Source organism: Mucilaginibacter sp. GW821-FHT07H05 (assembly GCF_059418485.1).
Genome location: NZ_JBWKPY010000003.1, coordinates 617,740 through 641,910, shown reverse-complemented (window position 1 = coordinate 641,910; position 24,171 = coordinate 617,740). Strand labels below are relative to the sequence as shown.

At 46.3% G+C, this 24,171-nt stretch carries 19 protein-coding genes; 15 read left to right on the top strand and 4 right to left on the bottom strand.

The features are described 5' to 3' along the window. The first annotated feature begins 220 nt into the window (after positions 1 to 220). Genes AC07M6_RS10375 through AC07M6_RS10355 form a run of 5 tightly spaced genes read left to right on the top strand, consistent with a single transcriptional unit; the run spans position 221 to position 3,333 of the window. Complete coding sequence (locus AC07M6_RS10375; RefSeq protein ID WP_494889077.1) at positions 221 to 1,165, top strand: CdaR family protein; 945 nt, start codon at positions 221 to 223, stop codon at positions 1,163 to 1,165. Then, positions 1,165 to 1,758, top strand: coding sequence for a dephospho-CoA kinase (coaE, locus tag AC07M6_RS10370; protein WP_494889076.1), 594 nt, complete (start codon positions 1,165 to 1,167; stop codon positions 1,756 to 1,758). Before AC07M6_RS10375 ends, coaE begins: the two co-directional genes overlap by 1 nt. Then, entirely contained in the window at positions 1,755 to 2,693 is a 939-nt protein-coding gene (locus AC07M6_RS10365; protein WP_494889075.1) for an MBL fold metallo-hydrolase, read from the top strand. The genes coaE and AC07M6_RS10365 overlap by 4 nt, the downstream gene beginning before the upstream one ends. A 2-nt stretch (positions 2,694 to 2,695) precedes the next feature. Further along, positions 2,696 to 2,857: a C1orf53 family protein gene (locus AC07M6_RS10360; protein WP_494889074.1), complete on the top strand. Its 162-nt coding sequence runs from the start codon at positions 2,696 to 2,698 to the stop codon at positions 2,855 to 2,857. A 26-nt stretch (positions 2,858 to 2,883) separates the two neighbouring features. Beyond that, the gene (locus AC07M6_RS10355) at positions 2,884 to 3,333 is read left to right on the top strand and encodes a MarR family winged helix-turn-helix transcriptional regulator (protein WP_494889072.1); all 450 of its coding nucleotides are present in this window, start codon (positions 2,884 to 2,886) and stop codon (positions 3,331 to 3,333) included. Positions 3,334 to 3,398: 65 nt separating this feature from the next. Here the strand turns inward: AC07M6_RS10355 and AC07M6_RS10350 are convergent, their stop codons facing one another. Continuing rightward, complete coding sequence (locus AC07M6_RS10350; RefSeq protein WP_494889071.1) at positions 3,399 to 4,121, bottom strand: ZIP family metal transporter; 723 nt, start codon at positions 4,119 to 4,121, stop codon at positions 3,399 to 3,401. Further along, entirely contained in the window at positions 4,121 to 4,687 is a 567-nt protein-coding gene (locus AC07M6_RS10345) for a phosphatase PAP2 family protein (RefSeq protein WP_494889070.1), read from the bottom strand. The genes AC07M6_RS10350 and AC07M6_RS10345 overlap by 1 nt, the downstream gene beginning before the upstream one ends. A gap of 281 nt (positions 4,688 to 4,968) precedes the next feature. Between AC07M6_RS10345 and glmM the strand changes: the two genes are divergently transcribed. The 4 genes from glmM (at position 4,969) to AC07M6_RS10325 (ending at position 8,516) form a co-directional block, all read left to right on the top strand. Next, on the top strand, positions 4,969 to 6,357 hold the full coding sequence (gene glmM, locus AC07M6_RS10340) for a phosphoglucosamine mutase (RefSeq protein WP_494889069.1): 1,389 nt from the start codon (positions 4,969 to 4,971) through the stop codon (positions 6,355 to 6,357). Positions 6,358 to 6,436: 79 nt separating this feature from the next. Beyond that, positions 6,437 to 7,573, top strand: a complete 1,137-nt coding sequence (locus AC07M6_RS10335) for a cysteine desulfurase family protein (protein WP_494889067.1) — start codon at positions 6,437 to 6,439, stop codon at positions 7,571 to 7,573. A gap of 330 nt (positions 7,574 to 7,903) precedes the next feature. Continuing rightward, positions 7,904 to 8,224 (top strand): hypothetical protein, encoded by a 321-nt coding sequence (locus AC07M6_RS10330; protein ID WP_494889065.1) that lies wholly within the window; start codon positions 7,904 to 7,906, stop codon positions 8,222 to 8,224. Between the two features lie 55 nt (positions 8,225 to 8,279). Further along, on the top strand, positions 8,280 to 8,516 hold the full coding sequence (locus tag AC07M6_RS10325; protein WP_494889063.1) for a hypothetical protein: 237 nt from the start codon (positions 8,280 to 8,282) through the stop codon (positions 8,514 to 8,516). Positions 8,517 to 8,643: 127 nt separating this feature from the next. On the opposite strand, the gene AC07M6_RS10320 is transcribed toward AC07M6_RS10325, so the two are convergent. Beyond that, positions 8,644 to 9,615: a family 43 glycosylhydrolase gene (locus AC07M6_RS10320; RefSeq protein WP_494889061.1), complete on the bottom strand. Its 972-nt coding sequence runs from the start codon at positions 9,613 to 9,615 to the stop codon at positions 8,644 to 8,646. A gap of 224 nt (positions 9,616 to 9,839) precedes the next feature. Here AC07M6_RS10320 and AC07M6_RS10315 point away from each other — a divergent pair, with 224 nt between their 5' ends. Then, positions 9,840 to 10,628, top strand: coding sequence for a bestrophin-like domain (locus AC07M6_RS10315; RefSeq protein WP_494889059.1), 789 nt, complete (start codon positions 9,840 to 9,842; stop codon positions 10,626 to 10,628). A 10-nt stretch (positions 10,629 to 10,638) separates the two neighbouring features. Here AC07M6_RS10315 and AC07M6_RS10310 read toward each other — a convergent pair whose 3' ends face one another. Then, entirely contained in the window at positions 10,639 to 11,073 is a 435-nt protein-coding gene (locus AC07M6_RS10310; protein ID WP_494889057.1) for a hypothetical protein, read from the bottom strand. Between the two features lie 277 nt (positions 11,074 to 11,350). On the opposite strand from AC07M6_RS10310, the gene AC07M6_RS10305 reads away from it, so the two are divergent. From AC07M6_RS10305 to AC07M6_RS10285, 5 genes are all read left to right on the top strand, one after another. Continuing rightward, positions 11,351 to 15,760, top strand: coding sequence for a hybrid sensor histidine kinase/response regulator transcription factor (locus AC07M6_RS10305; protein WP_494889055.1), 4,410 nt, complete (start codon positions 11,351 to 11,353; stop codon positions 15,758 to 15,760). 196 nt (positions 15,761 to 15,956) lie between these two features. Then, positions 15,957 to 17,162, top strand: a complete 1,206-nt coding sequence (locus AC07M6_RS10300) for a glycoside hydrolase family 28 protein (RefSeq protein ID WP_494889053.1) — start codon at positions 15,957 to 15,959, stop codon at positions 17,160 to 17,162. A 205-nt stretch (positions 17,163 to 17,367) separates the two neighbouring features. Further along, on the top strand, positions 17,368 to 20,619 hold the full coding sequence (locus AC07M6_RS10295; RefSeq protein ID WP_494889051.1) for a SusC/RagA family TonB-linked outer membrane protein: 3,252 nt from the start codon (positions 17,368 to 17,370) through the stop codon (positions 20,617 to 20,619). A 17-nt stretch (positions 20,620 to 20,636) separates the two neighbouring features. Further along, the gene (locus AC07M6_RS10290) at positions 20,637 to 22,463 is read left to right on the top strand and encodes a RagB/SusD family nutrient uptake outer membrane protein (RefSeq protein ID WP_494889049.1); all 1,827 of its coding nucleotides are present in this window, start codon (positions 20,637 to 20,639) and stop codon (positions 22,461 to 22,463) included. Between the two features lie 13 nt (positions 22,464 to 22,476). Then, entirely contained in the window at positions 22,477 to 24,126 is a 1,650-nt protein-coding gene (locus tag AC07M6_RS10285; RefSeq protein WP_494889047.1) for a DUF4957 domain-containing protein, read from the top strand. Positions 24,127 to 24,171: the final 45 nt, after the last annotated feature.

The window sequence follows — 24,171 nt, the reverse complement described above, 5'->3', positions numbered from 1 at the left end:
TGCCGTTCAATTTGGTTTTAATTGAACGGCATTTTATTTTAAGGTAAAAAATAAAATTGGGTGGTAATGTAACCACAAAGGTCACTAAGGAATGTCATAATAGTCAACACAAAGGTCACTAAGGCTTTTAAATCCATTTAGCTTTGTGTCCTTCGTGCAAAGCTTTGTGACCTTTGTGGTTAAATCGCCATCAAGAAAGGTTCAAAACACAAATACGCAAATGGGCATCATCAAGCTCTCGGCTATAGAACGCAGGCGACTGTCGGTATTTATTACCTGCCTTGTGCTGGCTGTTGTGGCGTGGGTATTTGTTTCGCTCTCAAACGATCATAAATATGTGATCAAAGAGATCGTCAATTTTAAAAATGCCCCGCAAAAACGGGCTTTTCACTCGCTGCAATCGGATACTGTAGATGTAACCATGCATGGCACTGGCTGGCAAATGCTGTTATCTCAAATGAAAAACGAAAGCCGGGTGATCGATATCGACCTGCATACGCTGGAGAGTAAAAGCTTTGTGGTATTAAGCAGTCAGTTAAAACAAATTAATGCCGGCCGGGATTCAGAAAATTACATTGCCGCCATTAATCCCGATACCCTGTATTTTGATTTTACCAACCGGGCTGTAAAAAAAATACCGGTAAAACTTATGCTGGCTATTAATTACCAGCAAGGTTTTTACCGGTCCGATCATATTGTGATCAAGCCCTCATACATTACGGTTAGCGGCCCGGCAAGTCGCATTGATAAAATAGACAATTGGCCCACCGATTCATTAAAATTGCAGGATATTAACGAAAGCTACAGTACGCGCCTAAACCTGCGCCCGGTTAACGATGGCAGTTTGGTAGTATATCCTAAAACGGTAGAAGTGCGCATTCCGGTTGATGAATTTACCGAGAAAACGCTGGAAATACCGATAAAATTGATCAATCATAATTACGACAACGTTAAAATTTTCCCCCAAAAGATAAAGGTAACCTTCACCGTTTCGTTGAATAAATATGCCGAAACCGACGAAGATTTTTTTGAAGCTACCGCCGATCTGGACCTGTGGCGTAATAAGGGTTATAGCAACTTGCCGGTAACGTTAACTCGCAAGCCTTCTTTTTGCAAAATAGTGAGCATTGTGCCCCGTAATATTGATTTTATTGTTAAAAAGTAATGTTTAAAGTAGGCATCACAGGCAATATAGGCAGTGGCAAAACCACCATCAGTAAAATATTTGAATTATTGGGCGTCCCTGTTTTTTACGCGGACGACCACGCCAAAGACGTGATGGTGCGCGATGCGGAACTGATAGCCGGTATTAAGCAAACCTTCGGTAACGAATCTTATTTTGATGATGGCTCGCTCAATCGCAAGCATATTGCAGGGATCGTATTTAATAACGAGGCCGAATTAGCGAAGCTGAACGCGCTGGTGCACCCCGCCACCTTCCGCGCTTTTGATAACTGGCTGGCTTTGCAGCATGATGTACCCTATGTGATGAAGGAAGCCGCTGTGTTATTTGAAAGCGGGTCGTATAAATTGTGCAACCGGTCGCTGATGGTGACTGCTCCGCTGGAATTGCGGCTGAAACGCGTTTTACAGCGCGATCATATTACCCGGGCCGAGGCTGAAAGCCGTAACGCCAAACAGTTTAGTGAAGAAAAGAAGATTGAACTCGCTGATGACCTCATCTGTAATGATGAAACCCGCCTGGTGATCCCCCAGGTGCTGGCATTACACCAGTTGTACCTATCTCTAAGTAAATGATCATTGCCGATTTTATCCATTTTAATGCTACCGGTTTATATTGCCCTTACGGGGATTTTTACCTTGATCCGCAGCAGCCGGTAAAAAACGCGGTAATATCCCACGCCCACGGCGATCATGCCGTGAGCGGTAATACCAATGTTTATTGCACTGCTGCCACACATCAGTTTATGCTGGTCCGTTATGGTAAAAACGCAGGTAAGGTATTCCATGTAGTGGATTTTTACCAAACTTTTACTGTTGGCAAAGTTAAAATTACCCTGATCCCTGCTGGTCATATCCTGGGTTCGGCCCAGGTGCTGATGGAATATGAAGATGTTAAATACCTGTATACCGGCGATTATAAACTACAGCCCGATGCCAGTTGCGAGCCGTATGAGTTTGTTAAGGCCGATGTACTGATTACCGAAAGTACGTTTGCCAATCCCGAAACCAGTCACCCGGATCCGATAGCAGAAGTGCGGAAAATGGGCGATATTAAAATGAATATCCTGCTGGGCGCTTATGGATTGGGCAAAAGCCAGCGCTTGATCAGGATGATGAACGATATCATTCCGCAGAAAAAGATCCTGGTGCATCACCGTATTATGCCGTTGAACCAGGTTTATGAAAAGGCCGGCTATCCGCTGGGCAAGTATGAGTTATATAGCCGCAAACTCATGAAAAACCAGGATGAGTATGTATATATCGTGCCGCCGTTTACTTTCGACAGTTATTTTAAGGCAACGGGGGTAAAGCGCTTATTTGCATCGGGCTGGAAAAATTTACAGGTGAACGGACAGGATACGCTGATGTTATCAGACCATGCCGACTGGAACGATATTTTGCAGGTAATAGCCCATACCCAGCCTCAGCAAGTATGGACATTGCATGGCGAGGGTAAACATTTGGCAGCACACTTCAGTAATGCTATTTTTGTGAAAATGTTATCCTAAAAATGCTGCAGGAAAATATTGATTATTATATAAATGAAGATGGTAACTTTGTATTTACCCGCGAATACCATTTAAAGCGCGGTTATTGCTGCAAAAACAAATGCCTGCATTGCCCCTGGGACTATGGTAAGCCAAAACAAAATACCGATGAGGAGCATAAATAAGATGCTGCCACGTTTAAAATAGAGTTATGCAAATAGATAAGGAAATACAAAGCACCAAATTTGAGGATAACTACCATAAGGTGATCATCAATATTTCTTATACCTATGGCTGGTTAACCAATGCTACCCGCGAAAACTTCGAGAAATATAATCTCACCACCCAGCAATTCAATATCCTGCGCATTTTGCGCGGACAATATCCTAATCCTGCCACCATTAACCTGCTTAAAGAGCGCATGATTGACAAAATGTCGGATGCATCGCGCATTGTAGACCGGTTGATTCAAAAAGGCATGGTATCGCGCTGCACCAATAAAAAGGATCGCCGGGCGGTTGATATCCGCATTAGCGAAATGGGTTTAGAAACCCTGTGTAAAATGGATGATGAGTTTAAATCTAAAGACCTGCTGCAAAATAATTTAACCGAGGAAGAGGCAGGGCAGTTGAGTGATTTGTTGGATAAGCTGAGGGGGTAAGGCCCCCCAGCCCCCTAAAGGGGGAGTTAGCATTGCTTCTGTTCCCCCTTCAGGGGGTTAGGGGGTTACATCTCACTCAAAAACCCACCCAGCGCAATCCCAACACCCAACAGCACCGCAATCATCTTGCGCATATTAAACTTATGGTCTTCGGTCGATTCGAATAGGATAGTGGTAGAGATATGCAGGAAGATCCCGATCACTATGCCCATTATCCGGTTAAAATAATGCTGCAGGTTGCCAATACCGCCACTACTTAATGCCGAACTGAAAAAGTAACCGGCCGGCGCCATTATGGCAAACAGGAATACATAAAAGATAACCCCGTTTTTTTTGATATTGCTGGATAACAGCACACTACCCAGCGCAAAAGCAGCCGGGATATGGTGCAGGGCAATACCAAACACCAGTTGGTTCTGCTGTCCTTCGGCCAATGGCATACCCTCTAAAAAGGCGTGCAGGCAAAGGCTCACCATAATCCCTAAAGGGAAAACGATCTGATCGTGCGCGTGCGAGTGTACATGGATATGCCCGTGTTCAATCCCATCCGAAAACTGTTCCAGTACAATTTGAAACAGGAAGCCGATCAGAATAAAAACGCCTACCATGTTATCAGCATCGTGATAGGCGTCGGGTATTAAGTGTAGTACCGTAATGCCAAACAAATAAGCCCCGCTGAATGACAGCACCAGCTTTAATTGCTTGTGATTGCCCCCTTTAAACAGGAACACCGATATGCCGCCGCCAAACGCGGCTAAAAAAAGGATAAGTATTTTCCAGGTCGCCATTAAAATCCGGGCTGTAATTTTTTCAGTAAAACAGCTCCAAACAGGTACCCCACTATCGTGCCATAAATAGCACCCGCCAAAATGTCAATAGGGTAGTGCACGCCAACATATAATTGCGCCAGGCAAACCAGTGTGGCCCATAGCAGGCACCAAAACCAAATGCCCCGCCAGCGCCTGTGAAAAACCAGAATTAAAAACACGGCTATAGCAAAGTGATCGCTGGCGTGCGATGACGGAAAACTAAAACCCGTTCCGCAATCCACGCGCGGGATAACTGTTTGTGCCAAAGCCGGGTCGTTACAGGGGCGTACCCGCTTCACCATTGGTTTTATTATACTGGCGCTGCCATAGTCTGAAACCGCAAAAGTGGCAACCAGCAGTAAAATAATGATAACGCCCTGCTTTTTATACCGCCAGATGCAAAAAACAAGTATAAAAACGTAAACCGGAATCCAAAACTGCGGATAGCGTAAATAGGGCATTATCCAATCGAAAAAGCGGTTGGATAACGTATGATTAAAAAAGTAGAACAACTTGCGGTCAAGCTGTAATAGGTATTCGGGCATAGTGTTTTGTAAACGGTTAAATATACCAATAAATTGAATTGTTGGGCTAAAGCCCCTGTTTTGCATTTGCCCATCCGTTGGCTGAAGCCAACGGCAATGAAATCGAAGTATTGGTAAACCGGTTAATTCATTGCCGTCCCTTTTAAGGGACGGATAAAATGGCAACCCCATTGGCTTTAGCCAAACAAATATAGGAGCTGATGGTTCGCATTAAAACATTCAATTAATCCACCAACATCAACACAATAATTTTTATTTTTACCCGCTAAAACATTTACACTTTGACACTCATTAAATCAATATCAGGAATTAGGGGCACTATAGGCGGCAGCGCAGGCGATGGTTTAACACCGCTGGATATTGTAAAATTCACATCGGCTTACGGCAGTTGGGCCGTCAAAAAATCAGGCATCAAAAAAATTGTTGTCGGTCGCGATGCCCGCATATCAGGCACCATGGTTAATCATATCGTGATCGGTACTTTACAGGGTTTGGGTATTGATGTGGTTGATCTGGGCCTGTCTACCACACCAACTGTTGAAGTAGCTGTTCCGCTGGAAAAAGCAGCAGGTGGCATTATCCTGACAGCCAGCCATAACCCTAAGCAATGGAACGCCCTAAAACTGTTAAACGCCGATGGCGAATTTATCAGCGATGCCGATGGTAAAGAAGTGCTGGATATAGCCGAACGCAGTGATTTTATTTACGCTGATGTAAACGATCTGGGTACCGTAAGGCAGGACGACAGCTACCTGCAAAAACACTTAGACCAGATACTGGCCCTGCCTTTGGTTGATGTAGACGCGATTACCAAAGCCGATTTTAAGGTGGTGATTGATTGCGTAAACTCTACCGGTGGCATATTTGTCCCCGCTTTATTAGAAGCCTTAGGCGTTAAAACCGTACACAAGCTATTTTGCGAACCTGATGGACATTTCCCGCATAACCCGGAACCGCTGCCTGAAAATCTGACCGCTTTATCTAAGGAAGTATTAGGTAAACGTGCCGACCTGGGCATAGCTGTTGACCCCGATGTTGACCGCCTGTGCTTTGTTTGCGAGGATGGAAACATGTTTGGCGAAGAATACACCCTGGTGGCTGTGGCCGATTATATCCTGAAAAATCAGGTAGGTAATACCGTATCCAACCTGTCATCAACCCGTGCTTTGCGCGATGTGACCGAGCGCGCCGGCGGCGAATATAACGCGGCCGCGGTAGGGGAGGTAAATGTAGTGAACCAAATGAAGGCCACCAACGCCATCATCGGTGGCGAGGGCAATGGCGGGGTGATCTATCCCGAACTGCACTATGGCCGGGATGCATTGGCTGGTATCGCTTTGTTTTTAACGCATTTAGCTAAATTCGGCAAACCGGTTTCGGTGCTGAAAAGTGGTTATCCTAATTATTTTATCTCTAAAAATAAGATCACGCTGACACCCGAAATGGATATAGATGCCTTGTTGTTAAAGGTAGAAGAGAAATATAAAAGTCAGCCGCATTCCACAATTGATGGGTTGAAGATAGAATTTGATAAAGAATGGGTACATTTGCGTCGGTCAAACACCGAACCGATCATCAGGATCTATTCGGAAGGTAATTCGGAAACGGTTGCCAACAACCTGGCCAATAAAATTATTAACGATATAAAAGAAATTTTAAAACTCAGTTAGTCAGAAAGTCCGGACCGCAAATCCGTAAGCGAAAACATCGCTGCGACCTATGGGATGCTAACTAAAAACCCACAAAAACATGCGCGTATACTTAGATAACGCTGCCACGACCCCGATGGATCCCGCAGTGTTAAAGGAAATTTACAAAGTGATGGAAAATCAGTTTGGTAACCCATCATCAATTCACGCGCATGGCCGCGAAGCAAGATCGCTACTGGAACGGGCACGTAAAACCGTCGCCGGTTTACTCCACGTTTCGCCGGCCGAGATCTTTTTTACATCAGGCGGTACCGAAGCCGATAATACCGCCATCAGGTGTGGTATTAATGATCTGGAGCTGAAATATGCTATCACCAGTAAACTGGAACACCACGCCGTTATCCACACCCTGGAGGCTATGGAACGTGCCGGTGCCATCACCCTGAAGTTTGTTGATGTAGACAGCAAGGGTAATATCAATTACAATCAGTTAGAAGAAATGCTGCAAGGCCAGGGCCGTACCCTGGTATCCCTGATGCATGCCAATAACGAATTAGGTACCATTACCGATATTGAGCGTGTTGGCGAGATCTGCGAAAAGTATGATGCCGTTTTCCATTGCGATACGGTACAAACCATGGGCCATTATGTGCACGATCTGAGCAAACTAAAAGTGCACTTTATTGCCTGTGCAGCGCATAAATTCCACGGGCCAAAAGGTGTTGGCTTTTTATATGTAAACCATAAGGTAAAAATTAAACCCATGATATATGGCGGCGCGCAGGAACGCAATATGCGTGGCGGTACCGAAAATATTTACGGTATTGCAGGCCTGGCCAAAGCGCTGGATATTTGCTATGCCGAAATGGAGCAACATAAAGATCATATCCAGGGCTTAAAATCGTACATGAAGCAGCAACTGGAAGAATTGGTTCCGGGCATCGCTTTCAACGGCGAAACTGATGAAGCTAAAAGCCTTTACACTGTGTTAAACGTATCCTTCCCCGAAATGGATATGGGCGATATGCTGTTGTTTAACCTGGATATTGCCGGTATTTCGGCCTCAGGCGGCAGCGCCTGCAGTTCGGGCAGCAATATCGGCTCGCATGTGTTAACGGCCATTGGTGCCAGTCCGGCAAGGCCATCGGTGCGGTTCTCTTTCTCTAAGTATACTACTAAAGAGGAGATTGATTATGCAGTAGCCAAGGTAAAAGATATTTGTTTGGTGAATGCTTAATAGTCATTAGTCACTGGTCATCAGTCATTAGGCTGGTGGTAAACAGATTAAGTATAGAAAGCGGCGCTAAGCCGCTTTTTTGTTTCCCGTCATTCTGAGTTATGAAATCCTTGCGAGACTTTAAGGGTGGAGTGACATGGAGGAAGCGGGCTGCCCTCTGCACTAAAACCGTCATCCTGAGCGATAGCGAAGGATCCCCGGTTAGCAGAGGGAAATGCATAGTTTGGGATTCTTCGCTATCGCTCAGAATGACAGGTTGAGTAAAAATTCCTTAAAACAATTTCTCCAATCCACTGGTTTATTAATTATAACTTAAATTATAAATAACCTATGGAAACAAATAATCAAAGCGGAACCGGATTTAACAGTAATTCCGATCCAAACGAAATCCCAGGACAAAAACATAACGAAAACGAAACCCCTGAACGTGAACAGGCTGATAACGAATCGCAAGGTTATTCACAGCAGCAGGAAGTGCAGCAACATAATGACGGTAACGATGCATCATACAGCGAGCAAACCGACCTTACCCCGCCGCGCGAGCATGAATTTCCATCTGAAGGACGCGCTACCACCGATTTTACACCCGGCAACCATGGACGCACAACCGGCCGTATGGTAGGGCACGAGCCTGGTACCGAAGGGATATAGAATAGTCCGAAAGTCGGGAAGTCAGAAAGATGTTTAGGATTTAAAAGTAAATGTTATGAATACCGAATATAATGGCCCGGGAAATAAGCGGGACAATAATCAATGGAAGAAGGCGCAGGAAGAAGGCCATACGCCAGGCTATGATACCACCAATAAAGGTCTTGAAAGTCGTGGCCCTAATAAACGTAAACCCTTCAAAGTATTAAATCAGGATGGCAGTTTAGCTGATTTACCTGATGATAAAGCGGAAGGCAGGGGTGCTTTAGATGGCACAATAGGATTAGGAACCTAATGGTTCGAAAATGATTTAACAGGGATATAGGAGATTTCCTTTATCTAAAAAATCTCAGTCACAGGTAAGCGGATATACGACAAATATGGCCGACCCGCTTACCTGTGGCTGTTTTATGCCAAAAGTTTTATTTGATCTTTTTAACCGGCTTTAATTTTTCAAAAACATCTACCGGCATCATATTGCCTTCGGCATCAAAGTGCAGGGATGATATGCAGGTTTCGCGGTTATAGCCATCTCCGTCGGGTATTTTAAAGCGGTGATAGGCAATATACCATTCATCCCTGCCCGGCACTTGTACAACCGAGTGGTGCCCCGCGCCCTTTACCACGCCTTTTCCTTTTAATACCGGATGCCCTTCCGCTTTTTTAAACGGACCCAAAGGCGAGTTTGAAGTTGCATAAGCGATAGAATAACGCGGGTCGCGGGTGTCATACTCCGACCACATCAGGTAGTAAATGCCTTTCCGTTTGATCATAAACGGGCCCTCGTTATAACCCGGAGGTTTAAACGATGCGATTTTTGCCGTATCACAACTAATCATGTCATCATTTAGTTTTACCACATTGCATTGCCCCTGTCCCCAGTATAGGTAGGATGTACCATCGTCATCGGTAAACACCATCGGGTCTATCATTTGCCCGCGGCGGGTGCCTTTGGCTATCAGAGGTTTGTTCAATGGATCTTTAAACGGCCCGGCAGGTTTATCGGCCACAGCTACGCCAATATTAACATTGGCCGAGTAGTAGAAATAATATTTATTGTGTTTAGCGGCAATAGTAGGCGCCCAGGCGCGCTCTTTGGCCCAGGTCAGGTCGCGCGGCAGATCAAGGATTACCCCTTCGTTCTTCCAGTCGGTTAAATTATCTGATGACCAGCAGGTAAACGCCGTTGATAACCAGCCTTTGGTACCATCGGTAGTAGGGTAGATGTAAAACTTTTTACCAAAAGCCGCGATATTAGGGTCGGCATATACTCCCGGTAATACAGGCGGGGGTGCATGCAGGGTATCGGCGGTTTGCGCCATCAGGTTTAAGGCAGGGCAAAGCAATGTTATGCAGCATGCTATTAATTTGGTGAGGTATAATTCTGTTTTCATTTTGAAAGACAAGGTAGGTATTTTTTGATACTTACCTGCCAGTTCACTAACATGATCAACCAATTAAAACTTAGGCTTAAGGCTTGCGTAATGCACGCAGTATTTTTGCTGCAGCTAAAAGGCGATTGAATGATTGCAGTGCATGTTTTAGCATTCAAAAACAAGGTATATTTAACCTTGAAATTTACGGAATTTGCTTAGCTTTAAGTTTTAGCAGCAACCTTATGAACTCCTTACTTTACCAAATCCCTGCAATCGTTATTACGATTATCTTGTTCACGCTGATGCTGATCGCTAATTATGCCGGTCATTATTTACGGAGGCGAAATTTGGTTAAAGACCCGGATCAGGTTGCAGATGGCCTGGGCCCGGTAGAGGGCTCCTTACTGGGTTTACTGGCCTTACTGCTATCCTTTACCTTTAGTATGTCGGCCGGTAAAAGCGACACCCGCCGGCAAGTAATTGTACAGGAAGCTAATAATATCAGCACCGCGATTTTACGTTGCGACCTTTATCCCGATAGCATCCGCAAAGCGCTTCGCGCTGATTTTAGACAGTACGTAGACGCGCGGATCAATTACTATAAAGCAGGAGTAAATGAGGCTGCCTTAAACAAAACCCTGCAGCAGGCCGGCGATATTTCCGCGCGGATATGGGCACGGATCATGCGGTTAGCGCAGGACAAGGAAAATACCTTACGGTCGCAGCAAATGATACCGGCGCTTAATGATATGATGGATATTACTACCACGCGCGATGCCGATAGAAATGCCCATGTGCCCGAATCTATCCTCTGGATGCTGTTTCTGCTGACGCTGGCCGGCAGTTTTGTTACCGGCTACGGCGCTAAAGATAAACGGTTTAACTGGGTGATTGTTGGCAGCTTCGCGCTGATGACCTCGCTCACCATCTACCTTATCCTTGACCTTGACCGGCCGCGCCGGGGGATCATTAATATGGATCAAACCCACAGTAAGATTGTTGAACTAAAACTGCTGCTGGCCGATAAATAGCCGTGTGCTGTTATCTGTTAAAACTGAGCATAATTTTACAGCCAAACAAATCGGAGCTTAGGATAGTGCCTTGTAATGTGCGGCCCCATAATTGTATATTAGCGATACGCTTGCTCCGGGCATTGTAGGTGCTGCTGCCTATCCGGTAAGGCACAAATGTTTTGCGGCCCGAATTATAAACATTAAAGTAATAACCCGATTGTTCGAAGTACTTCAGGTCGGCAGAGATGAAATCTAACAGCGTTGCATAACGTGTAACGCTGATATCAACCAACTTAAAACACTCATCATCACTCAGCCGAAAATCGATCAGCTTGAGGTGGCCGGGGCCCGACTGGATACAAATGGTATCCTGCAGATCAATTTCATGGATTGAACTGGCCCTTACTGCTTCCCTTACCAGGCGGCTGTTTGCCAGCAGTTGAACAAAATACGGCGTTTCCATAACGGTAAGTTTTCACTCATCAAACCTAACTTACTTATTTAGCACGGGGGTTTAAAAATTGACGGAAAGGGTTGAATTTTAATCAGAAAACCAATGCCGATTTATTACGAAATCATTTCGTTATCGGGAGATAGTTGTCTACTTTTGATAAACCTCAAAAATCTTTTTTAGATAAATCAATTATTAGTAAACTTAAATATAGCTTTAAACAATCGATTGTTTATATTTATCTCACTATAACGAGGTATGCTGTGTTTGGGGTGTAACGGAGTAACAGATGAGAAAAATTTTAATCAATCCACTCTTTATTGCTTTGTCTTTGATTGCTACTGCCGGCACCGTATTTGCACAGCCGAAAAGCAAGATAGAGCACTACTCCACCGAAGATGGATTATCGCATGATATTATTACCTGTATGTTTAAGGACAGGGAAGGGTTCATGTGGTTTGGCACCTGGGATGGGATCAACCGTTTCGACGGGCACCGTTTCCTGTCTTTTAAATCATCTCCGGGTGATATGTCTCAACTAAAGAATGACCGGATCGATCAGATCACCGAAGATCAGGCCAATCATCTTTGGATCAAAGCTTATGATGGCCAGGTGTACCGGTTTGATAAAAGCTCGCAACAATTTCAGCCCCTTGCATCAATTCTTAAGCTAAAAGAGCCATCGCAAATAACATTCGACCGTATTGTGGCTTCCGAAGGAAACATGTTATGGCTGTCAACCCTCAATAATGGTCTGATCTGGGTGCCCGATACGCGCGCCGATGCCTCCGCTTATTACGTTTATCGTAAAGGAAATCCGGATGGCTTCCGGCTGCCATCTAACAAGGTGAATTTTTTGCATAAGGACAGTAAAGGCACTATCTGGCTGGGGACGCCGGATGGCCTGGTTTATATGGATAAGAATGCACAGGGTGTTTTTCAATCGCATCTTTACACATCCGGTAATTACGGGCGGTTTAATTACACGGCGGTTACCGGGGCCAACAACAAATTATATTTTGCAACCAGGCAAGGCCAGTTAGTTATTTATGACAGAAGCAAGCAGTTGTTTACTGGTTTAGCGCTTAGTAAAGGCAGTTTGAACGGGTTGCAGTTGAGCACGGATAAGCAGGCGCTTTATGTAGCGACTTCTTCGGGCGAGTTGATCACCGTAAACACGTCCAGCCTTCAGTTTTCCTCAGCACTTTATATTAAGGATGTCCCTTTATATTCAATTTATGATGATCGGGACGGGAATTTGTGGATAGAACCGCATAAAAAAGGCGTTATTCGTTATCATATAGCCGATCATACGTTTAAAACCTATTCACAGAAAAATGATTCCAAATACAATTATGCCGGCAGTCATTTCAAGGTATTTCAGGATAACAAAGGGATGATCTGGACCGTGCTGAAAGACGGCGGGTTTGGATATTATGATAAAGCAGCGGATAGCATAGCCTATTTTTACAATAAACCAGGATCGCAAAACCGGCTATTCTCAAATATCGTCAATGTAACGTACTATGATCCGGATGGCATACTTTGGCTTCATACCGATCAGCGAGGTATCGAAAAGGTCATTTTTCAGCCAAATGGATTTAACCAGCAATTGCTGATAGATCCCTGGATGTTCAAGTCGGACAACGAGGTGCGGGGGCTGCTTTGCGACCGGAAGAACAGGCTTTGGCTTGGCGTTAAAAGCGGAAAACTGTATGTGCTGGACCATGGGCGCCGGGTGGCGATGGATTTTATAAATATGCCGAAAGACGGCCTGGGGTTAGTATACAGTATGATGCAGGACCGGTTGGGCGCTATTTGGTTGGGCACAAAAGCCAACGGCTTGTATCGTGCCGAACCGGTAAATGCCACCGAAACACGCTACCGGCTCAGCCATTATCAATCAGATCCGGATGATCCGCATACACTGAGCAGTAATGAAATATACGCCTTGCTGCAGGACGCCCGGGGCCGGATATGGGTAGGCACCTTTGACGAAGGCTTAAACCTGGTGGTCCCCAACAAATCCGGATTCGGTTTTTCCAGGCTGGGCGATCTGTCCGTAGGCAATCCGCATAGCGGGTTTCGTAAAATACGCTGCCTCACCACCGACCAAAATGGCCGCATTTGGATAGGTACCACCAACGGATTGGCGGTACTGGACCCTAACGGAGCCAAATTCAGGATTTCCAGCCACCGAAAAAAACCGGGTGATATCTCCAGTCTCGGCAATAACGATGTGCAGTTTATTTTACGGGATTCAAAAAACCGGATGTGGCTGGCAACTTCAGGCGGCGGAATCAACCTGGCGCTCGGCGACCCGTTTTCGGCGGATTTTAAGTTCAAAGTGTACACCACCAAAAATGGCTTGCCAAACGATTATTTAGTCAGCTGTACCGAAGACCTGAGCCATAATTTATGGGTGGCAACCCAAAGCGGCCTTTCGCGTTTTGAGCCTGAAAACGAACGTTTCCAGAACTACAATTCTTATGATGGTGTGCCGGTAGCATTTTCAGAAGCATCATGCCAGCGCATGCACGATGGCACGCTGGTGTTTGGAACAATTAAGGGTTATTTATCATTTGCACCAAAAGCCATTAAAGATTATCCGATAGATGCCCGTATGGCTTTTACTAATCTTCAGGTTAATAGTGCGGATATGAGCGTGGCCGGGTTAGGATCGGCTTTGAACAGCAATATCAATAATGCCAGCGGGATCAGGCTGAACTACCGGCAAAATATATTCAGTATCGACTATACCGTGCTGGATTACCGGGGCAGCGATAAGCAGACCTACCTGTACCGGCTAAAAGGGTTTGACAATGTATGGCAAAATAATCAAAGCCAGCGGAGGGCCACCTTTACCAATCTGCCACCAGGCGACTACCTGTTTGAGGTGAAATGTGTAAATAAAGATCTTTATCGTAATGTCCCTGTTAAACAACTCGCCATTACAATCCTGCCCCCGCCCTGGCGCACCTGGTGGGCCTATCTGATCTATGGACTGATCGCTGTTGCCATTTTTGAGATCATCCGGCGTACCGCCCTCGCTATGCTGCGTTTGCGGCAGCGGATAGCCGTAGAACACCAGCTGACCGAATTGAAAGTGAAATTTTTTACTAATATCTCTCACGAGTTACGGACGCCGCTCACCTTAATTCTTAATCCGCTGGAAGAGATCGCAAAAACGGAGCAGTTATCTGATAGAGGGAACCAATACCTGCAGGTGGTACGCCGTAATGCCAGCCGGATGACCAGGTTCATCAATCAGTTGCTGGACCTGCGCAAGGTGCAAAGCGGTAAAGCCAAACTGAATTGCTCCTTAATTGATGTTGTGGCATTTGTTAAGGATATCGGGGCTTACTTTAATGAACTGGCGCGCGAAAAAAATATTTTATTACACGTAGTGAGTGATCCGGCTATTATTTATGCCTGGCTGGATGCTGATAAAATTGAAACAGTACTGTATAACCTGATCAGCAATGCTTATAAATTTACGCCTGAAGGTAAAGCCATCACGGTGAGTATCACCACTAAAGCAAGCGACGGAGCGCTCCTGATAGAGGTTACAGACCAGGGCACAGGCGTGCGCCCGAATGAATTGCAGGATATTTTTGAACTTTATTACGAGGGTGCCCCCGGTAAAGGCGAGCAGTTAAAAGGGACAGGGATAGGGCTGGCCTTATCCAGGGAACTGGTAGAACTCCACCAGGGAGGGATTACGGCCAGGAATAATGAGGCAGGGGGGCTTACCGTCTCCATTACCCTTCCGGCGAGCAGGCCGTTTGCCGGCGACGTGGCTGCGGACCTGTTGCAAGATAATTCTGCTTTAGCAGATGCTCCGGAAGATACCGTTATACCTGGACCGGTAGTATCAGCATTGTCCGGGGCGCATCGGGCACATACGCCGCTGGTGCTGCTGGTAGAAGATAATCCAGATATGCGAACATTCCTGAAAACCCAGCTGAGCGCCATGTACCGCGTTGAAGTGGCAGAGAACGGGGAAGATGGTTTATGTAAAGCGCAGCGCATTTTACCGGATATGGTAATTAGTGATATTATGATGCCGGGGTTGAACGGTGTACAAATGCTGGATAAATTAAAAAATGACCTGGCCACCAGTCATATTCCCGTGGTACTACTGTCGGCTAAAAGCGCCATAGAGAGCCAGATAGAAGGCATTAAGTACGGTGCAGATTATTACATTACCAAGCCTTTTAACAATGAATTTTTGCTGGCAGCTATCGCCAACATCCTTAACAGGCGCAAGCAAATAGCCGAAGGCCTTATCAATGGCAAAAAGTTGATAGAATTAAATCCGGGCGAGATCACCATCACCTCTAAAGATGAAACCTTCCTTAAGCGGGTGCTGGAAATAGTCGAAGAGAAAATGGCGGATGCCGACTTTAATATCGACACGGTAGCCGGCATGGTTAACATGGGCCGCACCGCCTTTTATAGTAAGTTTAAAAGCCTTACCCAGATAGCCCCGGTTGAATTTGTGCGCGATATGCGGCTAAAAAGGGCCAAACAGTACTTTGATGCCGGCTTGGAGAATATTGCAGAGGTTGGCTATACGGTAGGGTTTAACAATTCGAAGTATTTCAGCACCTGTTTTAAAGCTAAATATCAGTTATCACCATCCGATTATCTGAAGTTAAAGCATACCGATGCCGACCCGCTTTCGAAACCGCATTAAGGTTAAGTTGGTCAAATTTTAAACCCAATACGTTATTTTTTAGACCTCCTGTCGCGCTATTCCTCCTAATTTTGATTGAAAATTTAAAAGTATGTCAGCAGTCGTTTGCAATATCTTTCAAGAGCAGGGTCTCAAACCAACGTTCAGAATGCGCCTGGTGGCTTTAGTCGCTTTTACGCTATTGTTAGCATTTAAAATGCCCTCCTTTGCCCAGTACCAGCACCTCCCCATTATACCCGAAAAAGTATTTGATATCAGTACGCTCGGCGCTGTGGCTGATGGCAGAACGCTGAACACCGCCGTAATTCAAAAGGCGCTGGACCTGGCGGGAGCCGATGGCGGAAAAGTGCTGATCCCGGCCGGGGTTTACCTCTGCGGCCCTTTAACCGTGCATTCAAAGACTGAACTCATCATTAGCGATGGTGCTGTGCTGCGTTTAAGCGACGATATTGAAAAGTATCCTGTTATTAACAATAACCACTATGCCAACTTTTTAGAAGTATTGAACGGCGCAGATATCCGGATCTCGGGAAAAGGCACTATAGACGGGCAGGGTAAGATCTGGTGGGAAAAGTATGACGCCAAGGCTTTAACCTACCGCCGGCCGCAGCTGCTGTTTGCCGGTAATCCTAACAAGATAGAAATTACCGGCGTTACCTTTCTTAATCCCCCTAATACGCACATATCCCTGAAAGACGGGAGCGATGTTTATATTCATGGTATCAGGATCAACGCGCCGGCTAATTCTCATAATACAGATGGCATTAATATTTCCGCGCGCAATTGCACTATTGATGATTGCGATATCCAAACCGGCGATGATAACATAGCCATTAACTTTGGCGGTAAGGCGGGCAATGTTCCGGAGTGTGAAAATCTGCTGATCACCAATTGCCGGTTCGGTTATGGGCATGGCTTGTCGATTGGCAGCTATACATCGGGTGGGTTGCGCAATTTAAAAGTAAGTGATTGCACGTTTGATGGAACAACTTGTGGCGTCAGGATAAAAACTTCGCGCGGCCGGGGTGGGGTAGTGGAGGGATTGGAATACACCAACCTGGTTATGAAAAATGTGCGTACGCCTTTTTATATATCAGCATACTACCCGCACGAGCCCAAAAATCCTGCTGATGATGTTGCCAATACGCCAGGCGACAGGAGCCCGGTTTACCGTAACATGGTTTTCAAAAACATCAAAGCAATTGATGCCGACCGCGCTTTGATCATCTGGGGGATCCCCGAATCTCCCGTGGAGAACCTGCGTTTTGAGGATGTCCATATCAGCGCTAAAACCGGTATGCAGATCAATAACGCCATAAAGCTTCGTTTTGAGAAGTGTTCCTTTATTGTTCAAAAAGGAGAAAAACTGCAAATTTTCCAATCTGACGTAAGCGGACTCTAATAATTCAGCACAAAATCGAACCTGGCGGTAATTATCAAACCCATTCCGATAATTATTGAACCTTCTTTCGGGATCCTCCCGGTACGTTTGTAACGTTCGGGCAGTATGAAATTCATTCCTGCTGCCTTAATAACCAAATCAATTATAAACAATAACGCCGTCAGGGATTCCCGGATCTGCTGTGGTGTGTAACCAAAATCAAATTATGAAAAAAGTTTTACTTCAGGTTGTGCTGATGTTGCTTTTCTGCATGTCTGCCAGGGCACAAACAAGGCAGCTGACGGGAAAAGTAATTGGAAAGAATGATGAAACGCTTATCGGCGTTACCATTAAAATTAAGGGAACCACCACTGCTACCGCAACCGATATTAACGGCGCGTTTAAGCTGAACATACCGGCGGCGGGGAATGTAACCATTGTAGCCTCCTATATTGGCTACCGGCCGCAGGAAGTTGGGGTTAGCCCGGCCCAGAAAGAAGTGACCATTACCCTGTTGGAAGACGCGGCGATCCAATTGAATGAGGTAGCCGTAGTAAACATCGGTTACTCTACGATCTCCAAAAACGCGGTAGTCGGCGCGGTTTCTTCTGTAACGGCAAAAGACCTGGTCGATTTCCCGGTTGGTACCGCTGCTGAAGCGCTGGCCGGCAAACTGGCGGGTGTAAGTGTAACTACAACCGAAGGAAAGCCTGGGGCTGATATCCTGATCCGCGTACGTGGCGGCGGTTCTATTACGCAGGACAATTCGCCGCTGTTTATTGTGGATGGGGTGCAGGTTGAAAACGCCTTATCCATTATTTCACCGCAAGAAATACAATCGATTGACGTGCTGAAAGATGTGGCTTCGACAGCTATTTACGGCTCGAGGGGTGCTAACGGCGTGGTATTGATCACCACTAAATCCGGCAAAAACTCGCGGACGGTAGTTACCTTAAACGGTTATTCGGGTATCCGTAAGATTACTAATGAACTGGATGTGATGAAACCTTACGATTTTATTTTATACCAATACCACTTATATAACTACAATACCGATCAACAAACTAAGGATGCTTTCACAAAAACCTACGGGAGTATCAGCGACCTGGACATTTATAAGAATTATAAGTTTGCCGATTGGCAGGACCGCGTTTTTGGCCGGAACGCCATTACTCAATCAGAAAATGTAAACATTAACGGCGGCAGCAAAACTACCAGCTACAACTTTACGGCCAACAACCTTAAGGAGGATGGTATCATGCTTAATTCGGGGAACCAGCGCACGTTTGCCGCTTTCCGTTTTGATAATATCGCGTCGGATAAATTTCGCTTTGGTTTTAATACGCGTTACAGCCGCCAGCGCGTATTTGGGGCGGGTACATCTAATACAGGGTCGCAAAGCAATAACCAGTTGCGTAACGCCGTTAGGTTCCGTCCGTTTGAAGCGCCGGGACTGGAAACCCAGATCGATCAGTTCGACCCGGATTATGCCAACTTAACCAATCTGACCAGTCCGGTTTTAGGGGCCTATGCCGTTACTAAAAACGATTATACCAACCAGGTGATCAGCAGTATTAATGCGCAGTACAGCATCATTCCAAAGCTGACCATTTCAACCGTATTCGGTATCACATCAACAGACCGCAGGACCGATCAGTTTAGTAGTGCTGTTACTGGTGTAGCCCGCCAAAATGCCAATATGCCGGTGGTCGACTTGTCTACCTCATCTACATTAACCATTACCAACAGTAATACGCTGAGTTATGGTTTCAATGTAGGTAAGTACCACAGCATTAATTTGCTGGCCGGCGAAGAAATTAACCAGGGTAAAACGCGCAGTATAGGTAATCAAACCAAATGGCTGCCGGTGGATATTACAGCAGAGCAAGCCTTTGCCGGGATCCAGAAAGCAACCCCGCCATCGGGCGCCGTGCAGGATCCGCCCACCACTTCCGAATCCGGGACGCGGCTTTTCTCGCTGTTTGGCAGGGCCTCCTATGCTTATAAGGAAAAATACCTGGCCTCTTTTATCGTCCGTCGCGATGGGTCGTCACTGTTCGCGCCTGCAAACAGATATGCGGTTTTCCCTTCAGGGCAATTAGGCTGGCGTATTACCGAGGAAGATTTTATGAAAAAACTGGACCTGAAATGGCTGGATAATCTGAAATTAAGGATGAGTTACGGCGCGGGCGGTAATAACCGCATTGGTATAGATCTGTATAAAACGCTTTATGCGGCCAGTAGCAACAACGGCTACGCCGTAGACGAATCGGTAACGCCGGGTTTTGCGCCCACATCTTTTGCCAACCCGAATGTGAAATGGGAAACCACCATCTCGCGTAACCTGGGCCTGGACTTCGGTGTATTTAACGGCCGGTTAAATGCCAGCATAGATGTGTACAGCAATACAACCAAAGATCTGCTCCTTACTTCACAGATCCCGTCTACATCGGGTTATACTACCCAAATTCAAAACATCGGCAAAACCTCAAATAAAGGTGTCGAACTACAACTGAGCGGCGTGATTGTAAACAATAAAGCGTTTACCTATAATGCCAGTTTTAATATCGCCTTTAACCGTAATAAGATAGTAAGCCTGGGGGTAGACCAGTATGGTAATCCAAAAAGTTCTTACCTGGTGGCCTCGGGCGGCGTTAACGGCTTCGATTTTATTGCGCAGGTTGGCGGCCCGGTTGGGCAGATCTACGGTTATGTTAGCGATGGCCGTTACGAGATCAGCGATTTTGATGTAACCTACAACTCCACAGCTAATACTTATTCCTATAAATTAAAAGCCGGTATAGCCGATGACGGTGCTGCCGCTTTAGGTTCAAAAGCGCCACAGCCCGGCGATATGAAACTGAAGAAACTGGTTGACAACGGTACCAGTGTAGTGGGCGATGCCGACCGTAAGGTTTTAGGTTTAACCCAGCCGCTGTTTATAGGTGGCTTTAACCAGCAATTTAGCTTTAAAGGTTTTGATGCCAGCGTTTTCATGAACTTCTCCTACGGCAATAAAACCTATAATGCCAATAAAACAGAGTTTACCGGCCAGTACCTGTATAAAGATAATAACATGCTGGCCGAGGTGGCTAACCGCTGGCGGGCGTTTGATGAGAATGGCCAACGTGTTACCGACCCCACCCAGCTTGCGGCGCTGAATGCAAATACCACTTTCTGGACACCGGCGGGAGGCCAGTATATCCTGACCTCGTATGCTATTGAAGACGGTTCGTTTTTAAGGATCACCAACGTTACACTGGGTTACTCTCTGCCGAAGAAATTCTTACAGCGGACGAAAGTGTTTTCGAGGTTCCGTGTTTATGCAACGGTTAATAACCTGTACACCTTTACAAAATATACAGGGTACGATCCCGAAGCCAACACCCGCCGTGGTAACCCGCTTACCCCGGGCGTAGATTACGCGGCTTACCCGCGTAACCGCTTTGTCCTTGCCGGTATTGATGTTAGTTTTTAACAATAAATCAGAAAAAAATGAAACTTAACTATAAAAAATCAAGCGCGATAATTCTTTCGGCCTTGCTCATTGTTTTTAACAGTTCCTGTAAAAAATACCTGGATGTTGAATCCCCTTCAACCATATCGCAGGAAGCTACCTTTAACAGTACATCATATACTAATTCAGCCATTATAGGGATCTATAACCAGTTATGCGGCGATAACGGACTGACCAAGGAAGGTACCATCTACGCGCTTACCGCGGACGACTTTAAAACGTCGGGGAGTTACAGTTCCCAGGACCGCCGCGGGGTTAGCATGTACGGCGCCACGCCCGATAACTCCGAGATCACTAACGCTTTCAACCAATGGTATGCGGGCATCGAAAGGGCCAATATTTGTATCAAAGGTATCCGCAATTCGCCTTTATATGCCGATGGCGCGACTACCAAGGCCGTTATGGGCAAGTACTTGGGAGAGGCCCTGGCCCTTAGGGCCGAGTTCTACCTGCATCTGGTACGTAACTGGGGCAGTGTAGTAGCGCAATGGGTGCCAGCTGCCGATGCTCCTATGTTAGATGTGCCCGTAACCGCAGGTTCTGCCATTTATGACCATTTACTGGATGATTTGAAGGAAGCTGAAGACCTGGTGCCCTGGCGCACGGAAGCCGGCAATCCGGATACCCGCCTGAGCAAGGGGGCCGTTAAAGGCATCCGTGCACGTATCGCGCTGTTTCGTGGCGGCTATATGATGAATAAGGACACCCATACCATGGAGCGCACCAGCGACTATAAAAAGTACTATCAGATAGCCTATGACGAGTGTAAGGATGTGATGGCCCGCCGCGACCAGCATGATCTGAACCCGGTTTACGAGAATATCTTTAAATCATTGCATTCGGCAACCCGCAGCGACCCCACCTATGAGCTGATGTTTGAACTCGGCGCCTATGGTGCAGGCGCGCGTACCGACACTAAGCTGGGTTATTATAACGGATTGCGGATTAATGCTTCATCGCGCTTTGGCCAGGGTGGCGGTGGCGAGCTAATGATTGCGACGTATTTTTACGAGTTTGACCAATTGGGCGATAGCCGCCGGGATGTAACTGTAGCCTGTTACGAAATAGACGCCAACAGCCAGAAGATTATGAATACGCTGGACAATATGACCGACGCTAAATTCAGGCGCTCGTGGACCAATATCGTCGGAACTTCGCAAACGCTGGCCGTTAACTGGCCTATGCTGCGGTTTGCCGATATCCTGCTGATGTTTGCCGAGGCGGATAACGAACTGAACAGCGGCCCGACAGCAGCCGGGCAAAGCGCCTTGATGGAAGTAAGGAAAAGGGCTTTTGTTGGTTACGAAAGCCGGATGCCTGCCATGCCTGCCGATTACGCTGGGTTTTTTCAGGCTATTGTAAAGGAAAGGTTATTAGAGTTTGGTGGCGAAGGCATCAGGAAGTATGACCTGATGAGGTGGAATATAATGGCCAGCAAGTTTGACGAAACAAGGACGAAGCTGCGTCAGCTGATGAACGGCGAAGGCGTATACGCGGCTATTCCGCAATATGTATATACCAAGGCGGCAGCTTATAATATTGTGACTGCGCAACAGGAAGTAGCTACACTTGACACTTATGGCGGTGCACCTTCGGCCACTCTTTTTCAACCTGGTTTAGGCAGTGCTACCGCGCCTACGGGCTATACGACGAAGAACTGGCGTAAGGCACTTTCCGAGACTTCCATTACAGGTACTTCTAACGGATTTGCAACCTATTTCGAGTCGAACAAAAAAGAGGTATTACCTTTTTCGCAGTCGGTTTTGTTACAAAATACCAACATCAAACAAAATTTTGGTTATTAAAAACTCAAAAGATATGAAAAGCTTAAAAACTTTTAAAAATAATGCCTGGCTCATCCTGCTCATAGCGGTGGCTATCGTGGCATCGTGTAAAAAGAATGACCCGAACGCGGGCCTGGAGCCGCCCCGTTTATTTAAACCCAGCGGCATTTCTGTAAAAACAAGCGCCACTTCGGCAAAAATCACCTGGACACCCTCTTTATTCAGCACCGGCCAGAAGCTGACCTATACCGCGCAGTTTTCGCAGGACTCGACCTTCGCGACATCGGAATTTGCCTTGCAGACAGATACTGCCGGTCTTACTGTAACCGATGATAAGATCACCATCCGCAAAAAATATTATATGCGCCTGAAAGCAAATGCCTACCAGGACCAACCCGAATCAAACTGGGTGATTAGTTCGGGCTTCACCATCATCGGCGAACAATTTTTTCTGCCGGTCCGTGATCTGGAACTTAAGGAAACCGGCGTAACGCTTCGCTGGACCGTGACCGCCGGGTTGACAAATATTACTATCACCCCTAAAGCGGGTACATCAACAAGCTATCCTATTAGTACCGGCGAGGCCGGCAGCGGTATCAAAGTGTTTTCGGGACTGACCGCCGGCACCGATTATGTAGCCGAACTATTTGCCGGGACAAAAAGTAAAGGCTTATTGAACTTCAGCACGCCGGCTGCAACAGTTTACACTACCATACTCAATTCGGGTGCCGACCTGGTGGCCGCGGTAAATGCCGCCGCCAATAACGCTGTAATCGGATTAAATCCAGGTACTTATAGCGCGGGATCGGCTAACTTTACACTGCTGCAAAAAACAGTTTCTATTAAATCAACATCGGGCAACCCAACGGATACAAAGGTTAATTATAAAGAGTTCACCTTGCGCGGTAATGGCGCGGGTATCAATTTTGCAGGTATCGAACTGGATGGGACGGCTTCCGGCTCGCTTTACTTTATTAACCCAACCGGTGTAGCCGCTGATGCCGAGAAGTGTGCCTTTACACAGGTGACTATCAGCAACTGTATTGTACACGGCGCCACAACCAGCTTTATGCGGGCCAATCGCGGCGCTGCCGGCGGCGACTATACCATGGATAATATCACTGTGAAAAACTGTATTATTTATGATATGGCATCTACACTGGGTTATACTTTCCTGCACCTGGATAAGCTGCAGTTTAATACCCTGAGCTTTAGTAAAACCACCATGTACAATATCGGCCGCGAGTTACTGAGTTGCTCAACAACATTAACCTCCGCAGCGCCCACGATCACTTTTGATTACTGTACCATCAATAATTTTGGTGCGTCGGGCCTATACGTGTTGATGGATGCCAACGCCAATCCGGTTAAATTTAATATCACCAATAGTATCCTGGCTAATGTTCCAAGGCCGGCAGGTACTGTTCAAAACGTGGTATTAAGGGCAAGTGGTGCAGGTTCGGCCACGGTTTTTAATAATAATAACACCTTTAATTTTACTAATGGCGCTGCAACACCTGTGCCTTTAACCTACCCAACGGCTAACATCACTATGATTGGTAATCAAAGCGTTGTACTTGGCTGGACAGCCACTACTACCGATTTTACCTTGCCGGCTGGATCGCCCCTGCGCACCGCAAGTAATGTGAGTACGCCTATCGGCGACCCCAGGTGGAGTTATTAATTTGCTTGAAAGAGAGCCGTGAAAGGCGGCTCTCTTTACTTTCTG